General features: G+C 43.7%; 1 protein-coding gene. It reads left to right on the top strand.

Annotated elements, in window-relative coordinates; translation table 11 throughout:
• On the top strand, positions 1 to 497 hold a 497-nt coding region (era, locus tag R7R24_RS29200), incomplete at its 5' end, for a GTPase Era (protein WP_318120523.1).
• Positions 498 to 568: the final 71 nt, after the last annotated feature.

The raw sequence follows: 568 nt of genomic DNA, 5'->3' as shown, positions 1-568 counted from the left end.
ACATGGCTGAAATGTCTAAAAAAATGGACTTTGTCGATGTAGTGCCAATCTCTGCGAAGCAAGGTAAGAACATTGATGTATTGCGCAAGCACGTACGTAATCACCTGCCGAAAGCGACGCATCACTTCCCTGAAGAATACGTAACGGATCGCTCTCAGCGTTTCATGGCTTCAGAAATCGTACGTGAAAAGCTAATGCGCTTTACTGGTGATGAACTGCCATATTCTGTAACGGTTGAGATTGAGCGTTTCGATTACAACCCAGAAACGGACGGTTTCCATATCAATGCTTTGATTCTTGTTGAACGTAATGGTCAGAAGAAGATGGTTATTGGTAAAGGCGGCGAGAAGATCAAAACCATTGGTCGTGAAGCACGTCTAGATATGGAAGAGTTGTTCGGTCGTAAAGTTTATCTAGAGACTTGGGTGAAAGTGAAGTCTGGTTGGGCAGATGACGAACGTGCACTACGCTCACTGGGTTACATCGACGATCTATAATTTGAGGCGAGAACACTTCGGTTCAATATTAAGTAGAATCCAATATCGATTAAAATAAGGAGCCGCATGGC

This window comes from Vibrio sp. 704 (genome assembly GCF_033339295.1).
This window is presented reverse-complemented; position numbering and strand designations above follow the sequence as displayed.